Here is a 23,825-nt window from a genome sequence, read left to right as displayed (position 1 = left end):
CGCTACCACCACGCCGGGCCGCCTAGGATTGGACGTATGCGTTTTCGAACATGGGCGGCCCTGGCCGGCGTCGCCACCCTGACGGTGCTCCTGGCCGGCTGCGGCGAGGTCGGGTATCTGTGGCAGGCGGCGGGCGGGCAGCTCGACCTGCTGCGCCGGGCGCGCCCGGTTGCGGACGTGCTGGCAGACCCGGCCACGCCCACGGGGGTGCGGCGCAAGCTCCAGCTCGCGGCGGACGTGCGCGCCTACGCGGTCGCGCCGACCAGCGCGGGCGGCCTGGGCCTGCCGGACCACGGCAGTTTCCTGAAGTACGTGGACGTGGGCCGACCCTACGTGGTGTGGAACGTGTTCTCGGCGCCGGAGTTCAGCACGGCGCTCGACACGTCGTGCTTTCCCATCGCGGGCTGCGTGGGCTACCGCGGCTACTTCTCGGAGGCGGGCGCGCAGGCCTACGCGCAGCAGCGCCGCGCGGCCGGGCGCGACGTGAACGTGGGCGGCGTCAGCGCGTACTCGACGCTGGGGTACCTCAAGGACCCGCTGCTCTCCACCATGCTGCTGTACCCGGACGCCACGCTGATCCGCACCGTGATCCATGAGCTGTCGCACCCCAGCCTGTACGTGCCGGGCGACACCGTCTTCAACGAGTCGTACGCCACCACCATCGAGGAGGAGGGCACGCGCCGCTGGCTGGCCGCGCACGGCACGCCGGAGCTGCGCGGGCAGGACACGCTGGCCCAGGAGCGCGCCGCCGGCTTCCAGACGCTGCTGCTGGACGCCCGGCACGAGCTGGAGGCGCTGTACGCCCAGACGCTGCCGGAGGCCGAGATGCGCCCACGCAAGGCCGCCATCCTGACGGCGCTGAACAGCCGGTACGCGGCCCTGAAGGCGAACTGGGGCGGCTACGCGGGCTACGACGACTTCTTCGCGCGCGGCGTGAACAACGCGACTCTGGGCGCGGTGGCCGCCTACGCGACGATGGTGCCGGATTTCCAGGCGCTGCTCGCACGGGTGGGCAATGACATTCCGGCGTTCATTGCGGCAGCGACGGTGTGCGCGAAACGGCCGCAACCGGAACGGGCGGCGTGCCTGCGCGGACCATAGCGAACGGGCCGCCCCCGGGTGGGAACGGCCCGCGCGTGTGGGCTGGACTCAGCTGTCCTTGGACTCGTCGGACTCGGCGCTGTCCTCGGTGGCGTCGGCCTTGACCTCGTCCAGGCTGGCGTCGCCTTCCAGGACGGCCTCGGCGGCTTCCTCGGAAATCTCGCCGGCGGCGACCATGCCGGCCACCTGGGCAGCCTGCGTCTCGGCGGCGGCTTCCTCGGCGGTCATGCGCGGCGGCAGCACGCTGATCACGACCAGATCGGCGTCGGCGGCGAGCTTCACGCCTTCGGGCAGCTTGACATCGGCGGCCGTGACGTGGTCACCGATGTTCAGCTTGGTGACGTCCACGACGAGTTCCTGCGGAATGCGGCGGGGCCCCGGCGCGATCACGTTCAGGTTGTGCACCACGACGTCCACCAGACCGCCCTGGATCTCGCCCTGGCTCTTGCCCTGGGTGTGCACCGGCACAGACACCTCGATGGGCTCGCCGTACGTGACCATGTAGAAGTCCACGTGGATGGGCGTGCGCTTGCGCTTGTCCATCTGGACGGTCTTGACCAGTGCCGGGAAGGTCTCGCCGCCCTCCAGGGCGATGTCGAACAGGCCGGTGGTGCTCTGCTGACGGAAGGCGCGGTCAAAGGCCTTGCGGTCGAGCGCGAAGGAGACGTTCTTGTCCTTGTTGTAGGCGACGGCGGGGATCAGGCCTTCGGCCAGCTTCTGCCGGCTGGTGCGGGGCGTTGCGTTCAGTTCCATGTTCAGTGTCTCCTTGCGATTCTTCGCCGCCCTGCTCTCGCCGCGCGCCGGGCGTGTCTCCGGGGGCGGGGGCGGACGTGCAACCGCAGCATCATAGCAAACCGCGCGCGGTGGGTGGAAGACCCGGCCGGGCGTCTGCTAGACTCCTGCGCGGTGTCGGGCCGCGCCCCTGCTCCGCGCTGCTGTGGGCAGGCGAGCGCGCCCGGACGGAACAAAGGAGCACATCATGATCAGCGTGACTGAACTGCGCAACGGTACGAAAGTCGAGATGGACGGCGGGCTGTGGGAATGCCTGGACTACTCTCACCTGAAGATGGGACGCGGCGGCGCGAAGGTCGTCACGAAGTTCCGCAACATGGAATCCGGCGCCATCGTCGACCGCACCTTCAACTCCGGCGAGAAGTTGCAGGACATCTACGTCGAGGGCAAGAAGATGCAGTACCTCTACAAGGACGGCGAGGACTTCGTGTTCATGGACATGGACACCTTCGAGCAGGTACACCTGGGCCCGGCCCTGGTCAGCGACGCCGCGAAGTACATGAAGGAAAACACCGAGGTCGAAGTCGCCATGTACGGTGACAAGGCCCTGAGCATCACCCTGCCCAACCAGGTGATCCTGAAGATCGTGCAGACCGACCCCGGCGTGCGCGGCGACACGGTCTCGGGCGGCACCAAGCCCGCCACCCTGGAAACCGGCGCGGTCGTGCAGGTGCCCCTGTTCGTGGAACAGGAGACCAGCGTGAAGGTCGACACCCGCACCGGCCAGTACCTCAGCCGCGCGTAAACGCGTGCCATGCCCGCCGCCCCGGCACCCGCCCGGGGCGGCGTTCGCGTGCCCAGAGCGGACGGTAGACTCGGTGCAGTCCAGCGTGCGGTGACACCCCGCCCGGCGCCGCGCACGGCATGATGGAGCGCAGCACCACAGTCTCAGTCCGGCGCGTCCCGAGCCGCCACCCCAGGAGGGGCCATGAACCCAGACGACCTCAAACAGATCCTCGCTGCCCTGACCAACGCCGACGTCCGCGAATTCGCCCTGCGTACCGGCAGCTTCGACCTGCAGCTCAAACGCGGCCCGCAGGCGGCCCTCGCCGCGCCCGCGGCCAGCGGCCCCGCGCCCTTCGCAGCGCCCAGCGCCCCGGCCCCGCAGCTCGCGGACGCCCCGGCCAGCGCGCCCGCGACCACCGCAGGTCCGGCCCCCACCGCCACCGAGGCCGCGGCCGCCCCGACCAGCGCCCCGGCGGCCAGCAAGGGCACGCCGGTCAAGGCGCCCATCGTTGGCACCTTCTACAGTGCCAGCAGCCCCGACGCGCCCGCGTATGTGAAGGTCGGCGACACCGTCAGCGCCGGGCAGGTGCTGTGCATCATCGAGGCCATGAAGCTCATGAATGAGATCGAGGCCGAAACGGGCGGCGTGGTGCGCGAGATTCTGGTGAAGAACGCCGAACCCGTCGAGTACGGCCAAACGCTGTTCATCATCGAATGAGGTCTGGGGGTCAGGGCGTCTGAACGTCAACCAGAGGTGTGTGTTCAGACGTTCGGGACGTTCGACTTCAGACCCTTGCCGGAGGCAAGTCCATGTTCAAGAAGATCCTGATCGCCAACCGTGGCGAGATCGCCCTGCGCGTCATCCGCACCGCGCGCGAGATGGGCATCAAGACCGTCGTGGTGTACTCCACCGCCGACGAGAAGAGCCTGCCGGTGCTGCTCGCAGACGAGTCGGTGTGCGTGGGGCCGCCGGCCTCCAACCAGTCGTACCTGAACATCCAGAACATCCTGGCCGCCGCCCTGATGACCGGCGCGGAGGCGATCCACCCCGGCTACGGTTTCATGGCCGAGAACCCGGACTTCGCGGAGATGTGCCGCGAGCACGGCATCGTCTTCATCGGCCCCACGCCCGAGAGCATGCGCGCGCTGGGCTCCAAGGCCGGCGGGCGCGACATCGCCGCGCAGAGCCAGGTGCCCACCGTGCCCGGCACCGGCGTGCTCGCGGACACCAGCGCCGCCCTGCTGGCGGCCAAGCAGATCGGCTACCCGGTGCTGCTCAAGGCCAGCGCCGGCGGCGGCGGACGCGGCCAGAAGGTCATCCGCACGCAGGACGAACTCGCCAAGGGCTTCGCGCAGGCGCAGGAGGAAGCCAAGCTGTACTTCGGCGACCCGGCCCTGATCATGGAAAAGTTCCTGGAAGAGTTCCGGCACGTGGAAGTGCAGGTCATGGGCGACGGCCTGGGGCACGTCATCCACATCGGGGAGCGCGACTGCTCGATCCAGCGCCGCAACCAGAAACTCATCGAGGAAGCGCCCAGCACCCTGCCCGAATCGCTGCGTCAGGAGATCCTGGCGGCTGGCGTGCGCCTCGCCAAGCACGTGAACTACGCCGGGGCGGGCACGCTGGAATTCATCCTCGACCGTGAGGGGAACTACTACTTCATGGAGATGAATACCCGGATTCAGGTCGAGCACTGCGTGTCGGAGATGATTAGCAGCCTCGACCTGGTGCGGATGCAGATCGAGATCGCCGCCGGCGAGGGCCTGAACCTCCAGCAGGAGGACGTCGTGCTGCGCGGACACGCCATCGAGTGCCGCATCAACGCCGAGGACCCCGACAAGGACTTCCGGCCGGCTGCCGGCAAGATCGACGACGTGCACTTTGCGGGCGGGCCCGGCGTGCGGGTGGACACCCACACCTACAGCGGGTACTCGATTCCACCGCACTACGACTCGCTGATCGGCAAGCTGATCGTGTGGCACGACAGCCGCGACAAGGCCATCGCCCGCATGAAACGCGCGCTGGAAGAGACCGTGATCCAGGGGCCGAAGACCACCATTTCCCTGTACGTGAAGATCATGGACAACCCCTACTACAAGCGCGGGGCCGTCATGACCAACTTCCTGAAAACGAGGATGGTCGCGCCGGAAGCGTAAGCCGGGCATCAAGCCACAGACCGCTCCTCAGGGGGCGGTTTTTACTTGTCACAGGCAGCGTGTAGGTTGGGTCCGTGCATTATGTCCGCTCCCTGGCCGAGGCCACATGATCCTCGCCCGTCGTGACGCCCTCCTCTCCCGCCTGTGCGGTCAGCCGTGGCCGGAGGGGCCGCTGCTGGACGCGCTGAAGCTCTCCCCTACGCTGGACGTCCTGGACGTGGGTGCGGGGGATGGGCGTCTGCTCCGGCTGCTGCGGGCGCGGGGACACACGGGGCGCTTGGAGGGGCTCGATCCAGCAGGCGGCGAGGGCGTGCGCCATGCCGGTGCGCACGCCCTCCCCTTCCCGGATGCGAATTTCGACGTGGTGGTGATGGTGCGGACGCTGGCTCACGTGGGCCAGCCAGACGCCGCGCTGGCCGAGGCGTGGCGGGTGCTGCGGCCGGGTGGACGGCTGGTCGTGGCGGCCCACGGACCCGAGCACCTGCATGCAACGTGGCGCGCGCTGGGCCAGGTGGAGCCGACGAGTGAAGTGGACGCAGCGGACGCCTTCCTGGACATCCGCCTCCCGGTGACGGTCACCGCAGCGGATGCGCGGGCACTGACACAGTCGTACGGGCTGGCCTTCACAGCGACCACAGCACACTTTCCCGTGCAGGACACGCTGCACCTGCGGGTCGTGACAGTCGACCGGCACTGACGCGGGCCGCCGGACCAACACGTCCGGCGGCCCGCGCAAGGCAGATTCAGCGGCCGAAGGTGCCGGTCACGCGGCTGCTGTTGCCGCTGGCGTCGGTGGCGATCACGGTCACATCGGTGGCGCCGCTCTGGCTGGCGGGCCACGTCAGGCTCCACTGACCGTTCACCGGAGTCACGTCGCCCAGGTGCTCAGTGCCCACATAGACCTGCACCGTCACGCTGCCTTCGGCGTCGCTGGCGGTGCCGTACAGCACGTCGCCGTCCAGGCCGTCCAGGGTCAGGGCCGGCGGGGTGAAGTCGCGCTTCAGCCCCGGCTGCGTGACCAGCGGCAGGTACGTGACGGTCGCGCCGGCCGTGTTCCCGGCCACCACACTGGCCGTCCCGGGCGTGACGGTGGACACGTACGTCCAGCCGCCCGCCTGGAAGGTCGCGGCCTGCACGGCGTAGTCGCCGGGCACGAGGTCGTCGAGGGTGGTGGTGGCGGTCACGCCCACGCTGGCCTGGGCCGTGCCGGTCACGCTGACCACGCCGGCGGGCACCGGCACGGGGCTGTTCACCACAACGCGCAGGCGGCCGGTGATGGGCGCGTACGTGACGTCCGCGAAGGCGGTCGAGGCGGACGGCACGGCGACCGAGCTGCCGGGCGCGCGGTATGTCAGGCCGCTGGTGTGGGCGTCGGCGGGCGTCAGGGCGTAGGTGCCGACCGGCAGGTCCGTCAGGAGGCCGGAGCCGCTGCGGGTGCGCGGCGCGCCGCCGGCCATCTGGGCGGTGACCACGCCGGTCACGCCGTCCGGCAGGCCCAGCACGCGCAGGCCCAGGTTGCCGTAGCGCGGGTCGCGGGCGAAGCTGACGTTGCCCACGGCGGTGCGCCCACGCTGCACCGTGATGGTCGTGGGCTGGATGGCGGCCGGGTATGTGAAGTCCTGGTCGCGGATCGCGTCGGCCGTCAGGGTGTAGGTGCCGGGAGCGAGGTCCTCCAGCGTCTGGGTGGCCACGCCGGGCAGGGTCTTGGTGAAGCCGTCCGGGCCATTCAGGTGCAGCATGGTGCTCTGACCGGCCGGCACGCCGGCGACGTTCAGCGTCAGCGCGCCGACGAGGGGCAGGTCGTACTGCACCTTCACGGTGGCGCGGAGCGTCTTCTCGGTGAAGGTGGTCTGCTCGGGCGTGACCACGGCCAGGTACGGCGCGCCGTCGGCCATGACGGTCCGCGCGCTGACCGAGTACGTGCCCAGTGGCAGGTCCCGGAGCACCTGGCCGCCGGTCAGGTCCACGCTGCCGAACTTGCTCTGCACTGTGACGTCGGCGGCGGCGCCCGACGGCAGGCCGCTCACGTCCACCGTCAGTTCACCCCTGGGGTCCACGCCGATGATGCTCACGCTGCCGGAGCCGGTGCCGCCGCAGGAGGCGAGCAGGCCGCCCAGCAGCACGAAGGTGAGGGGGAGCCGGTTCATTTGGAGCCTCCGAGGTCGAAGCGGTAGGTCAGGCCCAGCGCGGCGTTCACGCGCGGGCCGTAGTCCGTGAAGATCATGGCGCCGTCGAGGCGCACGCCAAGGCGGTCAAAGCGGGTCTGCAGGCCGGCCAGCACGACCGGACGCAGTTCCAGACCCGAGGTCGAGGAGATGGTGGTGGCGCCCGCCCCGACGAAGGGCCGGAACGCGCCGTAGCGCTCGGCCGGCTGCGCGATCAGCGACGCACCGAACGCGGGCGTCAGGGTGGTGCCCAGCCCGAAGGTGACGTCCGCACGGCCCCACACCGTCGCGTCGCCGGCATTGAGCAGCGGCGAGGTCACGCTCAGGTCCACGGGCACGATGTCCGCACGGGGCAGGCCCACGCTGGCACCGACCTCGACAGGGTGCGCGCCGGCCATGCCGCCCAGCGCCAGCAGCGCCCCGGCCAGGATCACGTGGCGGCGCATCAGCGGACTTCCACGTAGTCGAGCACGCAGTTCGGCGACACGCACACCAGCTTCACGGTATGGGACACGGCCGGATCGAGGGTATCCAGGCGGTACATCTCGGACTGCGCCGCCTCCACGCTGTTGTAGGCGTTGAAGTCGGTCACGTACTCGCCGTCCAGGTAGATGGCGTACACGCCCGCACCGGGATACCGGTTCACATAGACCGACAGGCCAGTACCCTGGAACGCAAACAGCACGCTGTCGCCGGAGGTGGACGTGTACTCGTCCGTGCCGCCGTGCGAGGGCGGATGGTTGTCGTTGCGCGTCCACGCACCCGTGTACTGGATGGCGGGATCGTTCTCCTCGTACAGGCCGGCCGTCAGGGTGGTGGCAACGGGCACGCTATCACCCACGGTGACGGTGTCCAGGGCGGCCGTGTCCGGTCCCGTGGCCACCCAGCCCTGCACGTCGGCCACCACACCGAGGCCGCCGGGGGCGGCCGTGGCGTTCTGCACGCGGGCCCCCAGTTTGCTCTGGGCCACGACGCTGCCCCCCTCGGCGCGGTACGACACGCTGTAGTCGCCGGTGGGCACGTTCACGCGCACGCCACCGAGGTCATGGGTGAGAACGGTCACGCGGGCGTCCAGTGCGTCGCCCGGCTGGATGCTGCTCGCGGCGAACGCCACCTTCACGGCCGACGGATCGAGCAGCGTGTGCAGCGCCAGATCAACGCTCTGGCTGTCGCGCGTCACCGCCTGCGGGGCACTCAGGCCGTACGCGAGGAATTCTCCCGTGCTGGCCGTGCCGGCCGTCTCGAAGGTGTACGTGCCAACGGGCAGCAGCACCTGCACGCTGCTGGACGCCTTGGTCAGCAGGATGCTGTCCTGCGCGCCGCCGGCCTGGTACACGTTCTGGCCGTCGAAGGTCACGGGCGTGCCGCTGGCGTCCTTGATCTTCACCTTCAGGGTGTCAACGAGGCTGGCACCGCTGTCGGCGGTCGGCAGGCCCTGGCGGGTCAGCGCGCCGCGCAGGGGCACGCTCAGGGTGACGGCCGTGAGGCTGGACGCGGCCGGCGTGGCCGCAGCATGGGGCGCCTGCGGGGCCTGCGAGCAGGCCGCGAGGGCGAAGGTCAGGGTCAGGAGGAACGCGGATCTGTGGGTCATGGCTAGCCTCTGGGACAGGTCAGGGAAGGACGCGGGAAAGACGGCCTGGGCGGAGGGTCAGTCGAACTGGCCGACCGTGACGGTCTGCTGCTTCCAGGTTTCGTTGCCGCGCATGTCCTCCACGACCACCGTCAGGTCGTGCGGGCCAGCCGTGCTCGGCGTCCAGGACAGGGTCCAGTGGTCGCTGGTGCTCAGCTCGCCGTCCAGCGCGAAGGTCACTGCGGACACGCCGTCGGCGCTGTCGGTGCTGCCGATCAGGGTGGACCCGTCGAATACGCGTACCGCGGCGATACCGGTCTCGGCGTCACTGGCTGCGCCGGTCAGGACTCCGGCGAGTCCGGCCGTAGCACCCGCCGGCACGTCGACGCTGGCCGTCGGCGCCCCCACATCCGCGCCGATGGAGCTGCTGCCCAGGGCCACGTGCGCGGTGACCGGCACGCTGCGCCAGCTGGCCGTCTCGGCGCCGTCGGCCATCCAGCCGCTCACCGTGGCGGTCGTGTCGATGGTCGCGGCGCCTGTCTGACCGAGCACCTTCACCCGCGCGCCCAGCGGACTGCTGCCCAGGACTTCGGCCAGCGACGCCGCGTACGTGACTTCGTAATCGTTCGTCGGCACGGGCAGGCTGGCTTCGCCGGCCACCGGCGTCCGGGCCTGCAGGCGCAGGTCGAGCACGTCCTGCGTGAAGGCGTACTTGACCGGCAGGTACGTGTTCAGGGCCAGCGTGTCCGGATCGATCAGGGCGTGCAGGTCGAGGGTCACGCTGGGGCTGTCGGCACTCAGGTCCTGATCGTCGTTGCGGCCATACGCGAGAAAGGTGCCGCCCGCACCGGCCGTACCGACGTTCTCGAAGGAGTACGTGCCCTTGGGCAGCAGCGCCGTGGCGCTGGGGTGCGCGGCATCGAGGGTCAGGAACGCCTGCGGACCCCCCTGCTGGTACACGTTCTGGCCGTCGAACGTCACCGCCTTCTGCTGGGCGTCGTACACCTTCACCTTCAGGTGATCGACGGGGCTGCGGCCGTCTGCGCCGGGCAGACCCTGGGAGGTAACGGGCGCAAAGGGCGCCCGCAGGCTCAGGGTCACGAAGTCGGCGCTGGCCGACGGAGAGGGCGTGGTGGAGTGACCGCAGGCCGCGAGGGTCAGGGCCAGGGTGGCGGCAGTCAGGGCAAGGTGGGCATGGCGCATGGAAACTCCAGGGGTCTGTGGAAAGGACGTCGGCGCAGCGGACCGGCCCGCGCTCAGGGCAGGCGGTAGGGGCCGGCGGGGATGTTGAGCTGGCCGTTACCGTTGCTGCCCCAGCCCACGATGGAACCGTCGCTCTTCAGGGCCAGGCTGTGCTCATAGCCCCCTGAGATAGCGACCACGTTGTTCAGGTTGGCGGGCACGTCCGTCTGGCCAGACCAGTTCGCACCCCACCCCACCACGGTCCCGTCGCTCTTCAGGGCCAGGTTGTGGCCATACCCTGAAGCAATGGCGACCACATTGTTCAGGCCCGCCGGAATAGTGTCCTGACCGTAGCCATTCCCACCCCACGCCACCACCGTGCCGTCACTCTTCAGCGCAAGGGCGCTGCATTCGCTGGCAGCGATGGCCACGACATTGCTCAGGCCGTCAGGGACGGGAGCGCAGATGTTCCAGCCCCACTGCACCACGGTGCCGTCGCTCTTCAGGGCCAGGCTGCTGTAGTAGTGGGCAGCGATCGACACCACATGATCCAACCCGGCCGGTACAGGATCCATGTCGCCCCACTGGACCACAGTGCCGTCGCTCTTCAGGGCCAGGCTGTGGGAGTAGCCGGTCGCAACGGCGATCACGTTGTTCAGGCCGGCGGGCACGTTCGTCTGGCCAGACCAGTTCGCACCCCACCCCACCACGGTCCCGTCGCTCTTGAGGGCCAGTTCGTGATACCAGCTGTTGGCCACGCTAACGACACTGTTCAGACCAGCAGGAACGTTGCTTTCACCATTGCCAGAATCGCCCCACGCCGCGACCGTGCCGTCCTGCTTCACGGCGACGCTCGACCAGATACCTGCAGCACGGAAGGTCTTGCCGAACTTCAGCACCACCGGCCGGCCCTCGTTTCCAGCCTTGTCGGCGGCAACCACGGTGATGTCGGGCGTGCCGCTGCGGCTGGGGGTCCAGTTCAGCGTCCACGCGCCGCTGGCAAAGCTGACCTCGCCCACGCCGTTCGTGCCGAACTCGGTGGAATCGGTGCTGCCGATCAGTTCGATACCGTTGTACACGCGGATGCTGGCCACATTGCCGGAGTCGTCGCTGGCCGTGCCACTCAGCGTGATCGCCTGCCCGGCAGTCACAGATGCCCCCGTCCCGCCAAAGCTGACCTTGGGCGCCTGCATGTCGACGGCCAGGCCGGTCTTGGCGAAGGCGATCCGGAAGGTCTTGGTGAAGACGGACTTGGCGGCGGTGTCCGGACCCGTGGCCTGCCACGCCTGCGTGGTGGCCTTGACGTACAGGTCCGTGGTGGCAGTGGTGCCGATGGCCTGCACGCGGGCACCCAGCTTGCTGCCGCCCAGCACGGTGGCCTCGCCACTCACGGGCTGGCCGTTTGCGTCCACGATCTGGTACGTGGGCGCGTCGTAGTCACTGCTGGGCACCAGCGTGCCATCCACGTTCAGCACGTTCAGGCGCACGTCCAGGATGTCCTGGGTCACGACGGCCGTCCAGCCCATCTTGTCGGCAAAGGTGGTGGTGGTCTGGTCCGCCAGGGCATGCACGCCCAGGACGACCGCGCTGTTCACGGGGGCGCTGAGGTCCACGCCGGCGTTCATCCCGTAGGCAAGGAACGTGCCGCCCGCCGAGGTGCCGGCGCTCTCGAAGGAATAGGTGCCCTTGGGCAGCAGCACCGTGGCGCTGGGCGCGGCGCTCGTGAGGGTCACGACGTCCTGGGCACCGTCTGCCCGGAAGACGTTCTGGCCGTCGAAGTGCACCAGCTGGCCGTTGGCGTCCCGGACCTTCACGCGGATGGTCGTGACCGTGCTGGCGCCGCTGCCGTCCGAGGGCACACCCTGCGCTTTGATGCCGGCGAAGGGCGCGCGGAGGGTGAGCGCCGTGGTGCTGCCGCTGGACGCGGCGGCCGTGGGGGCGGCGTTCTGCCCACACGCGGCGAGCAGGAGGGGAAGCGAGAGGGCGGCGAGAACTGGAATGGATTTCATGGGCCTTCCTTCGTCCAACATGGAGCGGACTTGTCTGTGTCAAGAGTCTAGGAAGTTCATCTGGACAGCTTTCTGACGTTTTACCCTAGGAACGCGGGGTTTTTCTCATTTTCGGTCATACTTAAATACTTAAATGCCGCCTCATTAAAATGCGGCAGCCCAAAATTCATATCGTGGGCACATAAGCAACAACTGCGCTCCCAATGCCCACGAGGAGCGCAGTTGTTTAATAGGCGGTAATTTCTGGCCCTACATACCAGCCAACGTCATCAATACATGACTTCATACAGGTAAGTGACGACGTCACGAGGCACGTTCGACACGTTCTTCACCGTGAAGATCATCGGGCGCTCTGCCTGGGCATCCCCCGACGGCGAGCCGTAGTACCGGCTGTAGTGCTCGCCGACATAGCAACTCGCGTACTGTTGATTTACACTCACCGGCTGGCCCGTGGCCGCATCGACCGCGCTGAACTCGAAGGTCGTGCCGGAGTAGCAGTCGGAGTTGCTATCGTCCCACCAGCCCGCGTCAAAGATGTACTGCTGGACGACCGCGTAGTACCCGTTGTACCCGTCGATGTTCAGGCTCGGCGCGCTGCGAAACGTCTTGGTCTCGCCCGGCTGCAGGGTGTAGTGCGTGCCACTCGTTGCCGAGTTGAACACCACTTCCGGCCCGATGACCTGCGCCGCCACCGTCACCGACTGGTCCACCCGCGTCTCGTTGCCCGCCGCGTCATTCACAATCAGCGTCAGCGTGTGGTCGCCGGCAGTCATGGGCGTCCACTGGGCCGTCCAGTTCCCTTCACCGTCGGGGAAGCTCAGGGTCGAGACCGCCTCGCCCTGCTCGCTGGCGTCCGTGCTCGCCACCAGCGTCGTGCCGTCGTACAGGCGCGCTTCCGTCACCGCACGGTCATCCCCGGCCGTGCCCATCACCGTCACGTTCGCGTTCAGGTTCGCCTTCAGGGGCGCCACGGTGGCGCTGGGCGGCATCACGTCGATGGTCACCACGCCGCTGATCACCTTGTGGGTGAAGGTCACGGTCTGCGTCTGCACCGACGCCGTTTCTGCGTCGCCGTCGCGCACCCAGCCGGTCACGGGCACGCTGACGGTCACGCTGGGGTCGCTGCTCAGGCCGGTGGCAAGGACGCTCACGCCGAGTTTGCTGGCCGTGCTGGTGTTCAGGGTGCCATTCGTGGCGCTGTAGTTGCCGACGCTGAAGTCGCTGGTGGGCACGGTGAAGGACGTGCCGTCCACGCCGCTGGTGCGGACGTGCAGGCGCAGATCGAGGGTGTCGTTGGTGTACACGTCCTCGGTGGGCAGCGCAAAGGTCAGGTCGGAGTTCAGGGCGTCCATGACCGCGTGCACGCTCAGGCGGACGTTGGGCGTGCTGGCGTCCACGGTGGTCAGTGCGGTCTTGGAGTAGGCCAGCAGGGTGCCGGTGGTGTTCTGCTCGTCCGGGCCGTCCTTGCTGATGGTCTCGAAGGTGTACTGGCCCTTGGGCAGCAGGACCGTGGCGCCGAAGTTGTTGGCAGCGTTCAGGGTCAGGAAGGCGTCGCCGTTGCCGGCGGGAGCGTACACGCCGTCCGTGAAGGTCACGGGCTGGCCGGCGCTGTCGGCCACCTTGACCTTCAGGTGAGCGCCGGCAACTGCAAAGCCGCCGGTGGGGAGGCCCTGGGCACCCAGGCCCATATTCAACCGCAGGGACACGAGCGGCCCCTTGCTGGCGGTGGCAGCGGGGGTGAACGCGGTGCCGCAGGAGGCGAGGATCATCGGGATGGACAGGGCAGCGAACACGGGCAGAATCTTTTTCATGAAGCTTCCTTCCGTCCAGCACGAGCCGGACGCGATCACATGGGAAGCCTATGAATGACTCATGAACAGATTTCTGACTTCCTGGACAGTGGATGTCGAGTACCCGACATAACCGTGAGTCTGGTTGGCAGGTCAGTTGGCGCGGCTCACCTTTTTCTCCCCTGACGACGTGAAAACTGTCCAGGACACGTCTCCCGGCCAGTCTATCGGGGGTGGAGTGGTCTGGACCTCATCGGGCGGCGGGTCCGGGCATGAGAAGTGGGCCGCGAGGTCGCCCCCACGGCCCGGCCCACTACAGAACGCTACTTGTCGAACTTACCGTACCCGGCGGCGCTGCGGCGCGCGGCACCACGGGCGTAGTCCATCTGCATCTCGACGGTCTCGTGCTTGCCTTCAGTGAAGGTCGAGTCGTGAATCCAGTAGTTCAACCGGTCCTCACCGAGCTGCACCCACAGCTTGTGCTCGTCCTCGGGATCGCGCCAGAAGGCGACGTGGTCGAAGTCGTTGTCCTGCGCCCACTGGTCGATGTCCTTCAGGACACGCTCAGCCTTCGGGTGGGTCATGCGGAACTCCGCGCCGTCGGATTCGTTCAGGAACTTGATGTCTGCCATGGTGAGGTCAAGGTACGCTCTTCGTGAAGCTCCGGGTTTTGGTTTGGCTGAACGTGTCTTGAACAACGCACCCGGTACAAAAAAAAGCTGGAGCGGCCGTTCCGATATGCTCTGAAGCCATGACGTCTGCTTCGCTGAAGGTCACGACCCTGAACGTGAACGGCATCCGCAGCGCCCTGCGCCGGGGCCTCGCCGACTGGGTGGAGCGCGAAGCGCCGGACGTGCTGCTGTTGCAGGAGGTCCGGGCCGATCCGCACCCGGAAGCCCTGGCGCACCTGGGCTACCACAGCGCGTGGTTCCCGGCGCACCGGGCGGGGTACAGCGGCGTGGCGATCCTGGCCCGCCGCGAGCTGGAAGACGTGCAGGCGGGCATGCTGCACGACGAGATGGACGCCGAGGGCCGCGTGATCAGCGCGGTGGTGGGCGGCGTGCGCTTCGTGAGCGTGTACCTGCCGAGCGGCAGCAGCGGCGAGGAGCGTCAGACCTTCAAGGAGCGGATGCTGGGCGACTATCACGCGTGGGTCTCCGCGCTGGTCGCGCAGGGGCGGCCGGTGGTCCTGGGCGGCGACTACAACATCGCGCACCGCGAGATCGACCTGAAGAACTGGCGCGGCAACCGCAAGAACTCGGGCTTTCTGCCGCAGGAGCGCGAGTGGATGAGCGCGCATCTGGACGCGGGGCTGGTGGACACGCACCGCGCGCATCTGGGCGAACGGGCCGAGTACACGTGGTGGAGTAACCGCGGCGGCGCGTACGACAACGACGTGGGCTGGCGGATCGATTACCTCCTCGCGTCCGGCGTGGCGCCGGGAGCGGTCTCGGTGGACCGCGCCGCCCGCCTGAGCGACCACGCGCCGCTCAGCGGCCATATCACGCTTCCCTGACGCCGCCCAGACGTCGAGGAGAAGGGCAGGGCGCCGGGCACGTCCTCGGCTGCGTAGTGCCGGGCCAGCAGCGGTGCCCGTGGTCTGCGGGTGCCCATACTCCAGCGCGAAGCCGCCAACCATGCCGCAGGATTGGCGGAGGCGCGCGTGGCCGTGGAGCGGGCGTCACGGTGCGGTCAGGTGCGCGTGTTATGCTGACCGTGCTGCCGGGTACAGGACGGCGCCCCGGATGGCCCGACAGGGCTCCGCAATCAGGGCGCGACCCGAGGAAGCGAACATCCAGTTCCCGTGAGGGGGATGCGTGCGGCACCCCGTGCCCGTCGGCCGAGCAGGCCCGTACAGCCGGTGACCGCGTGCCAATCGAGGCCCAGCCTCACGGGCGCGTCCTGAACGACCAGGTGCGTTGATGCCTAAGAAAAAACAGGACACGGTGCCGGAGGCCACGTCGCCCCGCACCCCGTCCACCAAGACAGCCAAATCCAAGTCGAGCGCGCGGCCCCGGGCCACACAGACGCCGGTCGCCGCACCCACCCCCACAGCGCCCGCGAAGGCGAAGGCGCCCGCCCGCAAGAAGACCGTGCCCGTGGAAGTCAGCGCCCCGGCCGACGTGAGCGCCACCGAAACCGCGCCCACCGTGGCCGCGCCGGCCCGGCCCGCCCGCACCACCCGCAAGAAGGCCGCCACGCCTGACGTCCCCGCCGCCCTGCCCGCGGCGGCGGACGCGGCCGCGCCGGTCGCACCCGCACCGGTGGCCCGCCGGGGCCGCCCGAAGAAGACGGCCCCGGAGCCGGAGGTGCCCGACGACGCCCGCGCCGCCGACGTCACCGAGGTCGCCCCCACCGTCGACACCGCCGTGACGGCGGAGCCCGCGCCCGAGCTGACCCCGGCCACACCCGCCCGCCGGGGCCGGGGAGCGCGTGCGGCCCAGCCGGTTACCCCCCCAGCCGAGCCGGAGGACGCCGCGCCGGTCGAAGCCCCGGTCGTGCCGGTACGCCGCGGCCGGAGGAAGGCCGCCACCGTCACGCCGGACGCCGCGCCGGTGGTGACCGCCGAGCCGGTCGTCACGCCCGAGGCGCCCGCCGAGCCGCTGATCCTGGAGGTGCCCAAGCGCCGTGGAGGCCGCGGCAAACGCGCGCTGCCGGACGCCCCGCTGACCGAGGTGCTGGGCGGCGTGGAGGCCGTGCACGCCGAGCCCGACACCGGAGCGGCGCAGGTGGTGGCCCACGCGCATGTGCGCCCGCTGGTGGACATGGCCGGCGACGACGGCGAGGAGTCCGCGCCGCCGGTCCCCGCCAAGCGCAAGGGCCGTTCCGCCCGCGCGGCGAGCCCGGAGGCCCCGGCCGAGCCGGAGTCCACCCCGGACAGCGATCCGGCGCGGGATCTGGTGCTGGCGCAGCTGCGCAAGCTGGGCCGTCCGCTGCACGTCCGCGACCTGGAGCGCACCTTCACGCGGCAGATGCTCGACCGCATCGGCGACTGGCGCGACCTGGAACGCATGCTGGACGAGCTGACCGAGGACGGTCAGGTGATCCGCACCCGCAAGAAGACCTACGGTCTGCCCGAGGCGATGAGCCTGGTGCGTGGCCGCTTCCAGGCGTCGGCGGCGGGCTTCGGCTTCGTGGTGCCGGATTCCGGCGGGGACGACTTCTACATCCCCGCCGAGCAGACCCTGGAAGCGTGGAACGGCGACATCGTGCTCGTGCGCATGGAGGGCCGCGGCGACACCGGCAACCGGGGCGGGCCGCGCCGCGGCCAGAAGGGTGACGGCTCCCCGCGCGCCAGCGTGGTCCGGATCGTGCAGCGCGCGTACACGCAACTCGTCGGCACGCTGGAATTCCACCACGGGCACCCCATCCTGAAGCCCGACGACCACCGCGCCCGGCACCGCATCCTGGTGCTGCCCGAGGGCCTGGAGGGTCTGGAGGCCGGCGCGCGCGTGGTCACCGAGCTGTACTGGCCGGAATCGACCGGCGAGGACGAGGTCTTCGGGCAGGTCGTGCGCGTGCTGGGCGCCGAGGACGACCCGGTCACCGAGACCGAGGCCGTGATCGTGAAGTTCGGCCTGCGCGGCGCGTTCCCGCCCGAGGTCGAGGCGCAGGCGAACGCCATTCCCGCCCAGATACCCGAGGAAGCCCTGGTGGGCCGCCTGGACCTGCGGAGCTTCAACATCTTCACGGTGGACGGCCGCGACGCGAAGGACTTCGACGACGCGATCCACATCCAGCCCACGCCGGAGGGCAATTTCGTGGTGGGCGTGCACATCGCGGACGTGAGCCACTACGTGCAGGCCGGCACGCCGCTGGACGAGGAAGCGTACGCCCGCGCGACCAGCGTGTACCTGCCGGGCCGCGTGCTGCCCATGCTGCCCGAGCACCTGAGTAACGGCGTGTGCAGCCTGGTGCCGAACGAGGACCGCCTGACCATGACGGCCCTGGTGGAACTGTCGGCCGAGGGCGAGATCCTGAAGGTGCAGCTCGCGCCCAGCGTGATCAACTCCAAGGCCAGGCTGACCTACGACGAGGTGCAGGCGTACTCGGAGGCGACCGCCACGCTGCCCGAGCACGCGCGCATGCTCGAGGGCGACCTGCACCTGCTCCTCAAGATCACCACCAAGCTGCGCCAGAAGCGCCTGCGTGAGGGGTCGCTGGACTTCAAGCTGCGCGAGGTGAAGGTGGACGTCGGCCCGGACGGCAGGATGGAACTCATCCCGATCCGCGAGGAGACGGCGCGCGGCATGATCGAGGACCTGATGCTGCTGGCGAACAAGGTCGTGGCGCGCGAGCTGATCGAGCGCAGCGTCCCCGCGCTGTTCCGCATCCACGAGGAACCCACGCTGCAACGCTTCCAGGACGTCACCAACGCTATCGGGCGCCTGGGCTTCTCGTTCCCGGGCGGGGAACCCACCCCGCAGGCGTACCAGGCGGTGCTCAAGCAGGTGCGCGGCACGAACCGCGAGAGCGTCGTGAACACGCTGCTGCTCCGGAGCATGCAGCAGGCGAAGTACGCCGCCGAGAACCTGGGGCACTTCGGGCTGGCCTTCGGGGAGTACCTGCACTTCACGTCGCCCATCCGCCGTTACCCGGACCTGCTGGTGCACCGCGTGCTGCGCGGCGTGCTGGGCGGGGAACTGCGCGCCGGCAGCCGGGCGGTGGCCGAGTTGCGGGCCCAGCTTCCCGGCATGGCCGACCACACCAGCGCCCGCGAGCGCACCGCCGCCGAGGCCGAGCGCGACCTGACCAAGTACTACCAGTGCAAGTGGGCGCAGGAGCACACCGGCGAGTCCTTCCCCGGCACCGTGAGCGGCGTGACCGCCTCGGGGCTGTACGTGGCGCTGGAAAATGGCGTGGAAGGCAAGCTGCACATCTCGCATCTGGACGATGACTACTACGTGTACCTGGAAGACGCGCAGATCCTGCGTGGCCGGAGTAAAGGCCGCAGCTACCGCCTGGGCGACGGCGTGAATGTCACCATCCAGGCCGTCAAACCGCTGGCCCGTCAGATCGACCTGACGCTGGCCGATCCGACCGACCCAGACTACAGAGCCGGGGTCATGCCGCAGGAGACCAGTATGGATTCACCCGTGAAAGTCCGCGCCCGCCGCCGTGAGGACCGCGAGCAGGAAAAGCAGAAGCGCCTGGAGACCGTGCCGGTCAGCGAGCCGCGCAAGTTCACGCTGGACGACCCGGAACCGGCCCGCAGCGCCCTGGCACCGGCCCGGCAGGGCACGCGGGAGCGCGGCCAGCAGGGCGGGCGCGGCGGCTCGGCCCAGGCCCAGAGCAGCCGCCCACGCACCTTCGGCGGCGTGTCGATGGAAGGCGGCAGCAGCCGTCCTGGCGGCGGGCGCGGCGCGCGGCGCGTGGTCACGCTGGAACGCCCCCGCAACGAGCACCTGCGCCCCGTGAACATCACGGTGCAGCGCATGTACTTCGGCGACTGGACGCTGGACAACATGCCGCCCGAGGAACCCCAGGGCGGCGGCCGTCAGGGAGGTGGCCGCCCGGACCGGCCCGGCGTGGAGCGCGGCCGGGGCTACTCCCGCGGCGGCAACGACCGTGGAGCGCAAGAGCGCGGCGCGGCCCGCTCCGGGAATCAGGCGCCGGCCAGTGCGGCTCCGCGCGCCCAGGCGGCCAGCCCCGCGCCGCAGGGCGCAGCGGGCACGGGCGATGAGGGCGGCAAGCGCCGGCGCCGGCGCCGCGGTCGCCGCAGCGGGAACGGCGGCGGCGAGGGCTGAGGAGCCGCAGCTGAACGAACGGGCCGGGAGTGCAGTGCACACTCCCGGCCCATTCCTGTGGTCTGAGCCTACGCGGGGCGGGTGACGCTCTCCAGCACGCCGCGGTAGCCGTCCGGGGTGATCAGGCCCAGGCTCATGGCGTGGCTGGCGGCGTTCAGGCTGTCACCGGCCAGCACGAGGTCCACGCCGGCGCGGCGCACCTCGTCGCGCAGGGCCATGATGCCCTGGTCGCGGTGCCCGGCGGTCACGTCGCGGATGTACACGCCCAGGATGCGCTGCGGCCAGCGGCGCACGACCTCCGCGTAGATCTCCGGGTCCTTCTCGCCGCTGTCGCCGATCAGCACGAAGGGCAGGTGCGGAAAGCGGGTCAGCAGGCGCTCGATCACGGTGTGCTTGTAGCTGCCGTGCCCGGCGAGCAGGTCCACACCCCAGTTGCGCAGGAACAGCGGCCCCAGCGGGATGTGCCGGTAACTCAGGAAGTGCAGCAGCAGATCGAAAAAATTCCACGGACTGCTGGACACGTAGAAGATCGGGTTGCGTTCCTGCTCGCTGTGCGTCAGGGCGCGGTACAGGGCGCTCACACCGGGAAACGGCGAGCGGGTGCGGGCGTTGCCGGTCAGGACCGTCAGCAGCATGCGCGGCACGCTGGTCACGTCCGACTGGATGACCGTGTCGTCCAGGTCGCTGATAATCCCGAAGCGCGCCTCGGCGACGACCTGCACGCGAGCCGTCGTGGTGCCCTGGCGGCCGTCCAGGCACAGGGCCGCCTCGTGCCACCCGGGACTCAGCGGGGCCCGGGGCGTGAAGGTCAGCGTGAAGTAGCCGTCGAAGTCACTGACCGCCCGGGCCTGGACGTCGCCCAGCGTGCCGGTCACGCCGATGCCGCCGACCTCGCGGGAGAACAGGCGGCGCAGCGCATTGCGGACGTTGCGCAGTCGGGGATCGCCGGTCTGCGGGGGGCGCATGGTGCGCGGCAGCAGCACGCGGCCCGACACCTCCACGCTGCCGGGCGTGCCCCAGCCCACGTACGGCTGGAGCAGCAGCTTGCCGCGGGCCCGGCGGGGTTGCAGGAACGCGCTGGCGGCGCGGTCGAGCGCGCTCACACCACGTTCCAGCACGGGCAGCAGGGCGCGGAACGCGGCTTTGGCGGGAATCACTCCTCCAGTGTACGGAGCGTCCAGCGACCACATGACCCGCCCGCGTTCAGGTCTTCTTGGCGTGCCGGTACCGCCGGCGGATCAGCCCATACCGGACGAGCCGGTCGCTCAGCGCCGGGACGTGGCGGTCGAACCACACGGCGGCCCGGTACCCCCGCGGGACGATCACCTCGCGCCGCGGGCGCTCCAGCACGTCGGCCACGGCGCGCGCCACCACGTCTGGCCCGGGCATGGGCAGGCCGGCGCTGGCGGTCATCTCGCTCTTCACGAAGCCCGGCGAGACCACGCTGACATGCACCCCCGTGCCGAGCAATTCGCGCCTCAGCGCCAGCGAGAAGCCGCGCAGACCGAACTTGCTCGCGGAGTACATCCCGTTGGTGGCGACCAGCCCGGCCACGGACGCGATGTTCACGATATGCCCCGCGCGCCGGGCCCGCATGGCCGGCAGCACCAGCCGCGTGAGTTCGATGGGCGCGTCGAGATTCACGCGCAGCACCCGCAGCGGATCGGGGTCGTCCCACCACCACCCGCGCTCCACCGTGATCCCGGCGTTGTTGACCAGCACGTCGATGTGCCCGAAGCGCGCGGTGGCGGCCTCGATCAGCGCGCGGCGGGAGGCGCCCTGCGTCACGTCGGTCGGCACGGCCAGCACGCGCGTGCCGCCGGGATCGAGGTCGCGGGCCAGGGCGTCCAGTTCGGCGGCCCGGCGCGCGGCCAGCACCAGCGTGTGCCCGCGCGCCGCGAGTTCCCGCGCGGTCGCCCGGCCGATGCCGCTGGACGCACCGGTCAGCACGACCACTCGCGGCGCGGGAAGGGAAGCGGTCATGACGTGATGGTATCCGCAAGCGCCCCTCAGAGCTCCGTCAGGCGGGCGCGGCAGACTGCGGGGCGATGGATCCGCTCTCCCCCACGCGGCGCCGGCTTCCGCGCGCCCTGCTGCTGGCCGGCGTGCTGCTGGGCACGGCCCTCCCGGCGGCCACACACGCCATCAAGCTCGTGCCGATTCCCGCGCTGCCGCCCGCCCTGGCGGCCCCGGCGCGGCCGGAAATTGCGCCTGTGGCGCCCACCCCGGCCACGCCGGAACTCCAGCCCGTCTCGCCCACGCCGGCCACGACCTCCGCACCATCGGTGCCCAGCGATCCGCTGTATGCCCGGCAGTGGCCTCTGCCGGTGATCCGGCTGCCGCAGGCGTGGGAGAAAGCGCCCGGCGGTCCGGTGACGGTGGCGGTGCTGGACACCGGGTACGTGGCGTCGCCGGAACTGGCGGGGCGCGTGGTGAACGGCTACGACTTCGTGAGCGACCCCGCCCGCTCCGGCGATGGCGACGGCCGCGACGCCGACGCCACCGGCCTCGGGCCGTTCGCGTACCACGCGGAGGTCGTGGCAAACGTCATCGCCGCCGGCCGCGACGGCCAGGGCATGGTCGGCGTCAACCCGCAGGCGAAGATCGTGCACGTCCGCGTGGCCGGCACCGACGGCATGATCGCCCCGCAGGACCTCGTGGACGCCATGAAGTGGGCGGTCGGCCTCAGCGTCCCCGGCGTGCCCGCCAACCCGAACCCGGCGCGGCTGCTGAACCTCAGCCTGTACGCGGACTTCATTCCGCTGACCGGCTGCGACGCGCGCATCCAGGCGGCCATCGACACCGTGACCGCCCGCGGCGCCCTGGTCGTGGCCGGCGCCGCCAACGACGGCACGGACGCGCGCGGCTACTCGCCCGCCGGCTGCCGCAACGTCGTGACCGTCACCAGCGTGTCCGCCCAGGGCGCGCGGCCCGACTACGCGAACTGGGGCAGCACCGTCACCCTCGCCGCGCCCGGCGGGGAACGCGGCCACGGCATCGTCGCCAGCAGCGTCAGCGGGCCCGGCGGGGAGCGCACGCCCAACGGCACCAGCTTCGCCGCGCCGCACGTGACGGGCGTGGCCAGCCTGCTGCTGAGCGTGCGCCCGAAGCTCAGCCCCGCGCTGCTGCGCTCGTACCTGACGCGCAGCGCCACGCCCTTCCCGAACCGCCAGTGCGACCCCGTGCCGACCCACACCTGCGGCAGCGGCACCCTGAACGCCGAGGCGGCCGTGAAGCTCGCCCTGGCCTCCAGCGTGGGCAAGTGAGCATCACGGTCGTGCGGGCCCGGAGCCGCTACGCTGGGCGCATGAGGTTCCCGACTTGAACGCCCCCGCGTGGCGCATCTGGCTGGTCACGGCCCTCGTCTGCGGCTGGGGCATCCTGACCATCCGCTTCGTTCAGAAGCAGCAGTGGCCCATGGCGATCCTGTGCGTGCTGCTGATGGTCGCCAACGGCGTGACGCTGTGGCGGCTCACCCGGAACGGGAAGTAGTCACGTCGCCCGGCGCGCCCAGGTCCGTGTCAGGTCCGGCCGGGTAGGGGTGGCCCAGGACACGGCCCATCGTGAGCATCTGGCCCTTGTGATGGAACTCGTGCGTGATGGGATGCATGACCAGCCACCGCTGCGTGACCCGCAGCACCTCGTTCCCCAGGGGCAGGTCGAACTCCTCGTCCGGGGTGGTGAAGGCGCCGAAAGCGCGCTCCATCACCGCGTCCACGCCCGCGAAGACCTCGCGCATGGCGGCCACGTCCGGGATCGCCGCCGAGTCCAGATGTGGAGTGTCGTTCAGCCCACGCCGCCCCACCCACACGAGGTAACAGCCGGCGATGTGCGCCTGCACGTTCCGCAGGCTGCCGTATGCGAAGTCCGGGTGGTCCTGGGTGTACACGCCGTCCGGCAGCGCCTCGGCCCACGCGAACAGCCGCTCGCGCGAGAACTTCACCCAGGGGTAGAGGGTCCGGAGATCCTGGTTCATGGATGAATTGTAAGCAGCGGGGCCGCCCTGTCCGGCATCAGCGCCGGGTGCTGCCGAAGAAGTCCCTGCGTTTGAGTTTCACCATTCGGCCGTCCGGATGGTGCCACACGATGCCCTCCATGTCTGGCCTCGCTTCCAGGTAGGCACGCAGGCTGGCGAAGTCGCGCGGGACATCGTTCAGTCGCTCTGCGCCGTGACGAACGAGCTGGTGGGCCTGGACGCCTTCCGGATTGCCCTGCACTTTCGGGCCGATCAGTTCGTACGTCCCGTCCGGCAGCGCCGCACCCGCACTGGCCCAGGCCTCTCGGTGAAAGGTATCGCCTGGGCCGTCCCCGACGGGCACCCAGCCGGGGTGATGCCCAGTGACCGGATCTGGCTCCTGCGCCGCTTCGAACCCGGCGGGAGGCATGCGCCCGTTCTTCGCGTCGTAGCGTCTCCACAGCTCACCGTCCCGAACGAGGCAGCTCGTGCCGTCCCACTTGCGCGTAGCGACGCCTTCGCCGGCGAGCACCCACTCAGAGCCGGACACCACCTCGTCTCGAACCAGACGATCCGTGTCGTAGTTGCGGGCGTACAGGCTGAGAATCTTCTGCATGATGCCACCAGCATC

21 protein-coding genes are annotated in these 23,825 nt (G+C 69.9%); 9 read left to right on the top strand and 12 right to left on the bottom strand.

The window, feature by feature from the left end; translation table 11 throughout:
• The first annotated feature begins 36 nt into the window (after positions 1–36).
• A complete protein-coding gene (locus HNQ07_RS21555; protein ID WP_184115680.1) occupies positions 37–1,101 on the top strand; it encodes an aminopeptidase in 1,065 nt (354 codons plus the stop codon).
• Positions 1,102–1,149: 48 nt separating this feature from the next.
• On the opposite strand, the gene HNQ07_RS21550 is transcribed toward HNQ07_RS21555, so the two are convergent.
• Positions 1,150–1,854, bottom strand: coding sequence for a 50S ribosomal protein L25/general stress protein Ctc (locus tag HNQ07_RS21550; protein WP_184115678.1), 705 nt, complete (start codon positions 1,852–1,854; stop codon positions 1,150–1,152).
• A gap of 226 nt (positions 1,855–2,080) precedes the next feature.
• Here HNQ07_RS21550 and efp point away from each other — a divergent pair, with 226 nt between their 5' ends.
• The 4 genes from efp to HNQ07_RS21530 all read left to right on the top strand — a co-directional run bounded on the left by efp (position 2,081) and on the right by HNQ07_RS21530 (position 5,473).
• Positions 2,081–2,638 (top strand): elongation factor P, encoded by a 558-nt coding sequence (efp, locus tag HNQ07_RS21545; RefSeq protein WP_184115676.1) that lies wholly within the window; start codon positions 2,081–2,083, stop codon positions 2,636–2,638.
• Between the two features lie 183 nt (positions 2,639–2,821).
• Positions 2,822–3,337 carry an acetyl-CoA carboxylase biotin carboxyl carrier protein gene (gene accB, locus HNQ07_RS21540; RefSeq protein WP_184115674.1) on the top strand — a complete coding sequence of 172 codons (516 nt, stop codon included), beginning with the start codon at positions 2,822–2,824 and terminating at the stop codon, positions 3,335–3,337.
• Between the two features lie 92 nt (positions 3,338–3,429).
• Positions 3,430–4,776, top strand: a complete 1,347-nt coding sequence (gene accC, locus HNQ07_RS21535; RefSeq protein WP_184115672.1) for an acetyl-CoA carboxylase biotin carboxylase subunit — start codon at positions 3,430–3,432, stop codon at positions 4,774–4,776.
• A gap of 106 nt (positions 4,777–4,882) precedes the next feature.
• Positions 4,883–5,473 carry a class I SAM-dependent methyltransferase gene (locus HNQ07_RS21530; protein WP_184115670.1) on the top strand — a complete coding sequence of 197 codons (591 nt, stop codon included), beginning with the start codon at positions 4,883–4,885 and terminating at the stop codon, positions 5,471–5,473.
• A gap of 46 nt (positions 5,474–5,519) precedes the next feature.
• On the opposite strand, the gene HNQ07_RS21525 is transcribed toward HNQ07_RS21530, so the two are convergent.
• From HNQ07_RS21525 to HNQ07_RS21495, 7 genes are all read right to left on the bottom strand, one after another.
• Positions 5,520–6,923, bottom strand: coding sequence for an Ig-like domain-containing protein (locus tag HNQ07_RS21525; protein ID WP_184115668.1), 1,404 nt, complete (start codon positions 6,921–6,923; stop codon positions 5,520–5,522).
• Positions 6,920–7,387, bottom strand: coding sequence for a hypothetical protein (locus HNQ07_RS21520; RefSeq protein WP_184115666.1), 468 nt, complete (start codon positions 7,385–7,387; stop codon positions 6,920–6,922). Before HNQ07_RS21520 ends, HNQ07_RS21525 begins: the two co-directional genes overlap by 4 nt.
• Positions 7,387–8,532, bottom strand: coding sequence for a hypothetical protein (locus HNQ07_RS21515; protein ID WP_184115664.1), 1,146 nt, complete (start codon positions 8,530–8,532; stop codon positions 7,387–7,389). Before HNQ07_RS21515 ends, HNQ07_RS21520 begins: the two co-directional genes overlap by 1 nt.
• 57 nt (positions 8,533–8,589) lie before the next feature.
• Positions 8,590–9,714, bottom strand: a complete 1,125-nt coding sequence (locus HNQ07_RS21510; protein ID WP_184115662.1) for a hypothetical protein — start codon at positions 9,712–9,714, stop codon at positions 8,590–8,592.
• A 53-nt stretch (positions 9,715–9,767) separates the two neighbouring features.
• Entirely contained in the window at positions 9,768–11,702 is a 1,935-nt protein-coding gene (locus HNQ07_RS21505) for an RCC1 domain-containing protein (protein ID WP_184115660.1), read from the bottom strand.
• A gap of 269 nt (positions 11,703–11,971) precedes the next feature.
• Positions 11,972–13,513, bottom strand: coding sequence for a hypothetical protein (locus HNQ07_RS21500; RefSeq protein ID WP_184115657.1), 1,542 nt, complete (start codon positions 13,511–13,513; stop codon positions 11,972–11,974).
• Positions 13,514–13,815: 302 nt separating this feature from the next.
• Positions 13,816–14,124 carry a hypothetical protein gene (locus tag HNQ07_RS21495; RefSeq protein ID WP_184115655.1) on the bottom strand — a complete coding sequence of 103 codons (309 nt, stop codon included), beginning with the start codon at positions 14,122–14,124 and terminating at the stop codon, positions 13,816–13,818.
• Positions 14,125–14,243: 119 nt separating this feature from the next.
• Here HNQ07_RS21495 and HNQ07_RS21490 point away from each other — a divergent pair, with 119 nt between their 5' ends.
• Positions 14,244–15,008, top strand: coding sequence for an exodeoxyribonuclease III (locus HNQ07_RS21490; RefSeq protein WP_184115653.1), 765 nt, complete (start codon positions 14,244–14,246; stop codon positions 15,006–15,008).
• Positions 15,009–15,414: 406 nt separating this feature from the next.
• A complete protein-coding gene (rnr, locus tag HNQ07_RS21485) occupies positions 15,415–19,239 on the top strand; it encodes a ribonuclease R (protein WP_184115651.1) in 3,825 nt (1,274 codons plus the stop codon).
• A 68-nt stretch (positions 19,240–19,307) separates the two neighbouring features.
• On the opposite strand, the gene HNQ07_RS21480 is transcribed toward rnr, so the two are convergent.
• Together HNQ07_RS21480 and HNQ07_RS21475 are read right to left on the bottom strand one after the other, a co-directional pair.
• Positions 19,308–20,396, bottom strand: a complete 1,089-nt coding sequence (locus HNQ07_RS21480) for an App1 family protein phosphatidate phosphatase (protein ID WP_184115649.1) — start codon at positions 20,394–20,396, stop codon at positions 19,308–19,310.
• A gap of 46 nt (positions 20,397–20,442) precedes the next feature.
• Complete coding sequence (locus tag HNQ07_RS21475) at positions 20,443–21,222, bottom strand: SDR family NAD(P)-dependent oxidoreductase (RefSeq protein ID WP_184115647.1); 780 nt, start codon at positions 21,220–21,222, stop codon at positions 20,443–20,445.
• Positions 21,223–21,287: 65 nt separating this feature from the next.
• Between HNQ07_RS21475 and HNQ07_RS21470 the strand changes: the two genes are divergently transcribed.
• Positions 21,288–22,505 (top strand): S8 family serine peptidase, encoded by a 1,218-nt coding sequence (locus tag HNQ07_RS21470; RefSeq protein ID WP_184115645.1) that lies wholly within the window; start codon positions 21,288–21,290, stop codon positions 22,503–22,505.
• A 55-nt stretch (positions 22,506–22,560) separates the two neighbouring features.
• Positions 22,561–22,731 carry a hypothetical protein gene (locus HNQ07_RS21465; RefSeq protein ID WP_184115643.1) on the top strand — a complete coding sequence of 57 codons (171 nt, stop codon included), beginning with the start codon at positions 22,561–22,563 and terminating at the stop codon, positions 22,729–22,731.
• On the opposite strand, the gene HNQ07_RS21460 is transcribed toward HNQ07_RS21465, so the two are convergent.
• Both HNQ07_RS21460 and HNQ07_RS21455 read right to left on the bottom strand, forming a co-directional pair.
• On the bottom strand, positions 22,712–23,215 hold the full coding sequence (locus HNQ07_RS21460) for a DinB family protein (protein ID WP_184115641.1): 504 nt from the start codon (positions 23,213–23,215) through the stop codon (positions 22,712–22,714). The two genes, HNQ07_RS21465 and HNQ07_RS21460, sit on opposite strands and share 20 nt — an antisense overlap.
• 37 nt (positions 23,216–23,252) lie before the next feature.
• A complete protein-coding gene (locus tag HNQ07_RS21455) occupies positions 23,253–23,810 on the bottom strand; it encodes an RNA ligase 1 family protein (protein ID WP_184115639.1) in 558 nt (185 codons plus the stop codon).
• Positions 23,811–23,825 lie beyond the last annotated feature (15 nt).

Origin of the sequence: Deinococcus metalli (assembly GCF_014201805.1) — a bacterium.
GTDB lineage: Bacteria > Deinococcota > Deinococci > Deinococcales > Deinococcaceae > Deinococcus > Deinococcus metalli.
This window is presented reverse-complemented; position numbering and strand designations above follow the sequence as displayed.